Origin of the sequence: Vibrio sp. OPT46, assembly GCF_015163535.1 — a bacterium.
In the GTDB taxonomy this organism is placed as follows: domain Bacteria; phylum Pseudomonadota; class Gammaproteobacteria; order Enterobacterales; family Vibrionaceae; genus Vibrio; species Vibrio alginolyticus.
Genome location: NZ_JADDYG010000165.1, coordinates 80,534 through 86,865 on the forward strand (window position 1 = coordinate 80,534; position 6,332 = coordinate 86,865).

At 42.8% G+C, this 6,332-nt stretch carries 7 protein-coding genes and 1 pseudogene; 5 read left to right on the forward strand and 3 right to left on the reverse strand.

Annotated features, from left to right (window positions below; translation table 11 throughout):
- Positions 1–1,157, reverse strand: a 1,157-nt coding sequence (locus tag IQR33_RS08105) for a (2,3-dihydroxybenzoyl)adenylate synthase (RefSeq protein WP_228013797.1), incomplete at its 3' end; no start/stop codon positions are given.
- A gap of 5 nt (positions 1,158–1,162) precedes the next feature.
- Positions 1,163–2,344 (reverse strand): isochorismate synthase, encoded by a 1,182-nt coding sequence (locus IQR33_RS08110; RefSeq protein ID WP_017821447.1) that lies wholly within the window; start codon positions 2,342–2,344, stop codon positions 1,163–1,165.
- Between the two features lie 177 nt (positions 2,345–2,521).
- Here IQR33_RS08110 and IQR33_RS08115 point away from each other — a divergent pair, with 177 nt between their 5' ends.
- Positions 2,522–3,301, forward strand: a complete 780-nt coding sequence (locus tag IQR33_RS08115; protein WP_017821448.1) for a 2,3-dihydro-2,3-dihydroxybenzoate dehydrogenase — start codon at positions 2,522–2,524, stop codon at positions 3,299–3,301.
- A 30-nt stretch (positions 3,302–3,331) separates the two neighbouring features.
- Here IQR33_RS08115 and IQR33_RS08120 read toward each other — a convergent pair whose 3' ends face one another.
- A complete protein-coding gene (locus tag IQR33_RS08120) occupies positions 3,332–4,408 on the reverse strand; it encodes a 3-deoxy-7-phosphoheptulonate synthase (protein WP_170897318.1) in 1,077 nt (358 codons plus the stop codon).
- Positions 4,409–4,703: 295 nt separating this feature from the next.
- On the opposite strand from IQR33_RS08120, the pseudogene IQR33_RS08125 reads away from it, so the two are divergent.
- From IQR33_RS08125 to tnpA, 4 genes and pseudogenes are all read left to right on the forward strand, one after another.
- Positions 4,704–4,941 (forward strand): annotated as a pseudogene (locus IQR33_RS08125) (transposase); the annotation flags it as partial.
- Between the two features lie 3 nt (positions 4,942–4,944).
- A complete protein-coding gene (locus tag IQR33_RS08130) occupies positions 4,945–5,094 on the forward strand; it encodes a hypothetical protein (RefSeq protein WP_017634313.1) in 150 nt (49 codons plus the stop codon).
- A 214-nt stretch (positions 5,095–5,308) separates the two neighbouring features.
- The gene (locus IQR33_RS08135) at positions 5,309–6,004 is read left to right on the forward strand and encodes a 4'-phosphopantetheinyl transferase family protein (RefSeq protein ID WP_193837331.1); all 696 of its coding nucleotides are present in this window, start codon (positions 5,309–5,311) and stop codon (positions 6,002–6,004) included.
- 109 nt (positions 6,005–6,113) lie between these two features.
- Positions 6,114–6,332: IS200/IS605 family transposase (gene tnpA / locus IQR33_RS08140; protein ID WP_193843615.1), on the forward strand; the 219-nt coding region annotated here is incomplete at its 3' end.

Sequence of the window (6,332 nt, forward strand, 5' to 3'; positions counted from 1 at the left end):
CCTTCTTCACCAACAGGGACGGGTTTGCCTTCGTCATCAACCACGAGCACTTCATCGTCTGGCGACATTGGCCGCCCTTGTGTTTTTACGATGACATCAATCGAGTCATCTAAACGTGTATAGTTGACCAAACCTTCCGCCATTCCAAAGACTTGTTGTAATTGGCAGTTTAGCTTATTAGGTAGCTCTCTGGCTGTGGTTTCACTGAACTTGGCGCCACCAACTTGCACAAATTTAAGGCTAGAAATATCGTCATCGGCAGTCTCTGCATGTTTCATCCAAAGTAACGCGAGTGGTGGTACAAGAGCGGAGACGGTGATCCTATGTTGTTCAATCAGCTTGAACGCATTTTGTGGTGAGCTATCTTGTGCCAATACTACACAGCCTCCAGCAAAGAAAACGCCTAACGCACCCGGGGAACTTAATGGGAAGTTATGTGCTGCTGGCAATACGCACAGATAGCGTGTTTGTTCACTGAAGTTACATATTGCATTACTTGCGATAACGCTATATGCGTAGTCATTGTGTGTTCTTGGGATCAGCTTTGGAGTGCCTGTAGTGCCACCAGACAGCTGGAAGAAAGCTACATGGTTAGCATTGCTGTTTTGAGCAATACCTTGCGCTTCATAAAGCGTGCTTAATTCGGTAATTTGAGAATCTACCGATTGGTCTGTGTGAATGAGGTATGACAATGATGCACATTCATCCTGCAAAGTTAAGGCCGTCTTTTGGGCATCAAAACCCGGCGTGTCATCAGAGAAAATATACGCTTTTGCTTGTGCGTGACGACAAAAATAGCTGAGCTCAAGAGTTCGGTGAGCTGGCAGTGCAACAACTGGCTTTATCCCTTGCATGGTTAGTGCAAAGAAGCAGATATAAAACTCCGCTCGATTGCTGATTTGCATGACAACATTGTCACCCGATTTCAGGCCTAATGTAATGAATCCTGCGGCGAGCTGGGTGACTTTGTCATGCAACTGTTGAAAGGTGTATGAGCATTCACCACTGATGATGGCTAAAGCATCTGGATGAGTCTTAACCGAGTCCAGCAAATGGTCGAATAATGTTTTATCTTGCCAATATCCCTTTGCCCGATAGTACCGAGCGGACTCTTGTGGCCATGGTGTAAAATCTAACGTGTGCTGTATGTTCGTCATGCGTTCTATACCGTAAGCAATTCGTCAATTTGAATACCAGCAGCACGTAAAATTGTTCCCATCTTCGCTCCTGTTTCATCTAGCTCACTTTGAGGAGAAGAGTCCATGACGATACCTGCACCCGCAAAAACGCACATTTCGTGCTGGCTTACTTCTGCGCAGCGAATGGTTACCACCCACTCACCATTACCCCTTGCATCACACCAACCAACCATGCCGGTAAAGTAGCCACGGTCAAAGTTCTCTATCTGCTTAATGGCTTGATAAGCCGAATTTCTTGGGAACCCACAAACCGCTGGAGTAGGGTGGAGCTCGGCCGCGATTTGCAGTGCACTCGTTGTTGGATCGTCTGCCTGACCTTCCAATACGGTCGACAAGTGCAGCATTGTTTCCGTTTCAATCACTGAAGGCACCATGGGAGTAAACAGGTTGTGGCAATAACGACTCAAGACTTTTTCAATTTCTTCGACAACAAAACTATGTTCATTCAGATCCTTTTGGGTATCTAACAAGGAAGCACGTAAATGAAGGTTTTCTTGAGTGTTTTGAGATTTGGGACGAGAGCCCGCTAACGGGTTAGAAATCACGTGACCGCCTTTTTTGGCCAGTAGTAGTTCCGGACTGGCTCCCATCAACTTAACCCCACTTCCAATGTCTGAAGCAAAGGTGTAACCATTGGCATTGATGGACAATAAGTTACGCAGTAGCACTGTTTGGTCGATTGTGTGATCTGTTGCCAGCCTGAGTGAGCGTGAAAGTACGACCTTTGATAGCTCTGTGGTATCAAACAAATTCAAGAGAGTAGATACCCCTTGTTTATAATCGTTTCCGGTTGGAGCAGACACTATGGTCGCTTTATTTGAACTTTGTTTATCTTGTCCTCTTGCTCTGTGGCTACTGGAAACATAAAGCTTCTCTGGGATAACAAATCTTGTTGGCGTATTTTCATCAAAAGGAACGCTGGCAAACAAGACAGGGTTGTCGTTGTATTCAGACTTTGCTTTTTCCAACATTTCATTGGCTTGAACTGCCAGTTGTGAAAATGGAATGGCTTGCTCAAGTTGTTGTTCAATACCGACGCCTAGCATCGAACTATGGGGGGAAGCAAAGAAGAAAGGGGACTCATCTAATCGCGCATCCAAAATCTCATCAGTCATTTTGGAGAATCCAACAACTTCACGTTTCATAAATCTAACCTCTAAATATTACGTTACTCATATTTACAAATTGTTTCACATGCAAATGTAGTGCTAGAGTATAGGTGAGAATGATTATCAACATCAAACGATAATTAATTGCATTTTAATAAGGAGCGATAAATGACGTCAGATTTCTGCTACCACTTGAATGTTGGGGTAAGGTAAATGAATAGTACTTTTGAAACGGTACTCCTCACTGGATCAGGTAAAGGTATTGGTTATGCTGTGTTGGAACATCTGTTAGAAAATGGCTATCGAGTGGTAGCGACAGATAAGGATATTTCGTTTTTGAATCAAAGTATTGAAGCTCTTCGAGCTCGCTTTGATGAATCTAGGTTATGTTGTTTCGAATTGGATTTATTAAAACACGATGAGGTGAATGACAAAGTTTGCCAACTCGATCGTGAGTTTCAGTTTGACCATTTAGTGAGTTGTGCTGGAATATTGCATCTGGGTGCCGTGAACGATATGTCTTTGGATGAGATCAAACAAATGTTTGATGTAAATACCTTTGGTGCTTTGGCGTTAATCCAAGCGATTTCAAACAGCATGAAAGATAGACAGCAGGGAAACATTGTCGTAATTGGCTCAAATTCGGCAAATACACCTAGGTTGAATATAGGGGCATATGCAGCAACAAAATCAGCCTTACATATGCTAGTGAAGTGCGTTGGTTTGGAACTTGCTGAAAAGGGCATTCGCTGCAATCTTGTTAGCCCTGGTTCAACGAGAACAGACATGCAGACCCAGCTATGGAACGTCAACTACGGCGAGAATGAAGTCATAAAAGGCAACTTAGAGCAATATCGGCTGGGGATTCCATTGGGGCAAATGGCAGAACCAGAAGACATAGCTAAAGCAGTTCTCTTTCTGATGTCTGATGGTGCTAAACAGATCACAATGCATGATCTTCGTGTGGACGGAGGGGCTACGTTAGACAACTAATGAAGCCGGGCGTTATGCCCGGCTAAATAGTTAAGCGATCTCAGAATGAAGGTATTCGTTTTGGTAAGCAATCTTAACAGCTTCATCGAGTTTAGATAAGAAGCTTACGGAATCATCCCAGTTCAAACACTCGTCGGTAATCGACTTGCCGTAACACAACTCTTCTGAATTCAATGCTTGGTTACCACCTTGCAAAAAGCTTTCACACATCACACCTGAAATGCTCGTTTCACCTGCGGTCAATTGATCGCAAATGTTATTGATAGCATTGAGTTGGTTTTTTGCAATCTTACCACTGTTGCCATGACTGCAGTCGATAATGAGGCTAGGTGCTAACTTGTTGTACTCAAGGTCATAAGCAGTACTACGAACATTTGGACTAAAATAGTTTGGAGCCAATCCTCCACGAAGAATGACATGACAATGGGGGTTGCCTGGTGTCTGGAGTACGATTGGATGCCCATTGGAACCGAAAGTCACCAGTAAGTGAGAGTCTCCTGCCGCATGTATTGCGTCAATGGATATGGAGGTGTTTCCGTCTGTTCCATTTTTAAAGCCAATAGCACAATGAAGTGCTGATGCAAGTTGTCGATGAGGTTGTGACTCTGTTGTACGTGCTCCAATCGCCCCCCAGCAAACAAGGTCAGCAATATATGGAGCAATGTTTGTATCGAGAAATTCTGTTGCAGTAGGGACGCCTAGCTCTAGTATCGATTTCAATAATGAGCGGCTTTGATAGATACCTTGCTCTAAATTGAAATCGCCTGTTAACTCTGGGTCGACGATAAAACCTTTCCAACCTTTTCGTGTTCTCGGCTTTTCGAAATACGTTCGCATGACAATTTTTAACGTTTGACTAAATTGTTTTTGAACTTTGGCTAATCTATTCGCGTATTCCAAAGCTGCATTAGGGTCATGGATTGAACACGGGCCAATGATCACAAGCATACGCTGATCTTTTCCCGATAGAATATCTTTGATCTCGTCACGTTGAGTCTCTATAAAACGCTCTAAGCGCTCATCTACTCCAGATTTAGATAACACAGTGTGTAGTGTAGGGAGTTGTATGGCTGACGCTGCGTTGATGGTGTTGTGTAAAGGTTGCATGACTAATATCCAAATAAACCAAAAGACAAAAATGTAATGATGTTCTATTAGAATTGATAATGGTTCTCATTTCGATTCCGGGGTAGATAGTGTGAAACATTTTGTAACTTGTCAATACTGGTGGTAGTAAATAAGAGCGAAATTGTATATTTAAATTATGCACTGGCTTTGTTGCGGAAATCGAATGGACTAAACCAAAATCTTACGATCAGATCAGGGAGATTCATTCACAGACTTTGATTTCATGCCTAAGCCTCGCTACAAAACTATTAACTAGAGCAAGTACAATAACTCCTTGGCTAACTGAGGTTCACTCACGTTTTGGATTGACGAAGAGGCGATAGCTGAGTGGAAGCAACCCAGACAGAATAGACGTGGTCGCCCCGGATTGTTTAGTGACCTTGCTATCACGACCACTCTCATTGTAAAGCGCGTCTTTTCCTTACCTTTAGCCTACAAGGCTTCATCGATTCTGTTTTTAGATTGGCAGAGTTCCCATTGGTTTGTCCCAATATTCTTGTATCAGTCGCCGAACTATGTATGATTTTGATGTTCATGCGTACAAATGGATCAACCTACGGGGCGTACATAGTGGTCAATCTAAAGCGGTGGCGTTATTGATTCAAAATGGTGCTGATGCATGTGCTCGTGACGAACGTGGTAACACCGAATCGATGGGGCATTAATTAAAGGTGAGCTATCAATCGCTAAACCCCTTTTTCAACAGACCTATTCTGACCGTCCCAATAAAGATCGGTAACATTATCTGAGTTTGCCAAGATGTCTGGGCAGGCTGATACGCTGAAAGAGTTTGTGAACAAAGATAAGTGACAACAGCTTTCAAAACGATCATCGATATAAGATAATAATTCTCATTATAAAATAATTTTTGTAAGTTTTATGAAGCTTTTTCCGTGGTCTGATAACTTGGTTTCCCTCTACCTAAGCGTGGATTACAGCCCTGATTTTATATCGAATATAGAGTTGCAAGGTATCCATTTACCAAGTAATTTTTGTAAAGCGGCACTTAAGCGCCGTTGTGAATTCTTGGCAGGACGAGCGTGTGCGCACCAAGCGTTAACCTATTTAGGTCATGAAACTGCCGGCAGTATTGGTATTGGTCGTGGGAATGAACCTGTTTGGCCTGAAAATATTGTTGGGTCTATTTCCCATTGTGTGGGACATGCTGTCGCATCTGTTGCTCACTGTAGTGAAGATGTCGTTGGGGTAGGGGTAGACATTGAGAAAGTGATGTCTCGTCAGTGGGCGAATCAACTATCATCACAAATTGTCTCGCTTAATGAACGGCATCACGCTGCTCACTTTGATGATATTTGTCAGTTTCTAACGCTAATATTTTCCGCAAAAGAGGCTATCTATAAAGCGATTTTCCCTACCGTTCAACAGATTTTAGATTTTGATTCAGTCGTTCTTGAGCAGATTGATTGCTATAGACAAGAACTGACTTTTGCGACAAGCCTTATTCTCGATGAATATTTGAACAGTGAGGTGAATATTAAAGTCCGCTATTCAATGATGGATGATACACATTACATTACATGGTGTGTGATTGGTGAACATCACCTGAAACACTAACTAATTAAATACTGGTAAATCCCCAGCTAAGCTGGGGTGACTCGCATAGGTTTGACCATGACAACGGTGTAACTTCTTTTCTCGACCAAAAGTAAAGAGGAAACAACCTATGCGAGGCTATAAGAGTCTGTCTCATACCCGTTGGGATTGTAAATACCATGTGGTTTTTATACCGAAAAAGAGACAAAGATTGATATATGGTGCACTGCGAAAACATCTAGGTTCAACGTTTCATGAGTTAGCGAAACGGAAAGGCGTGACTATTGAGGAAGGGCACTTGATGAAAGATCATGTTCACATGTGTATCAGCGTCCCCCCCCCCACACAC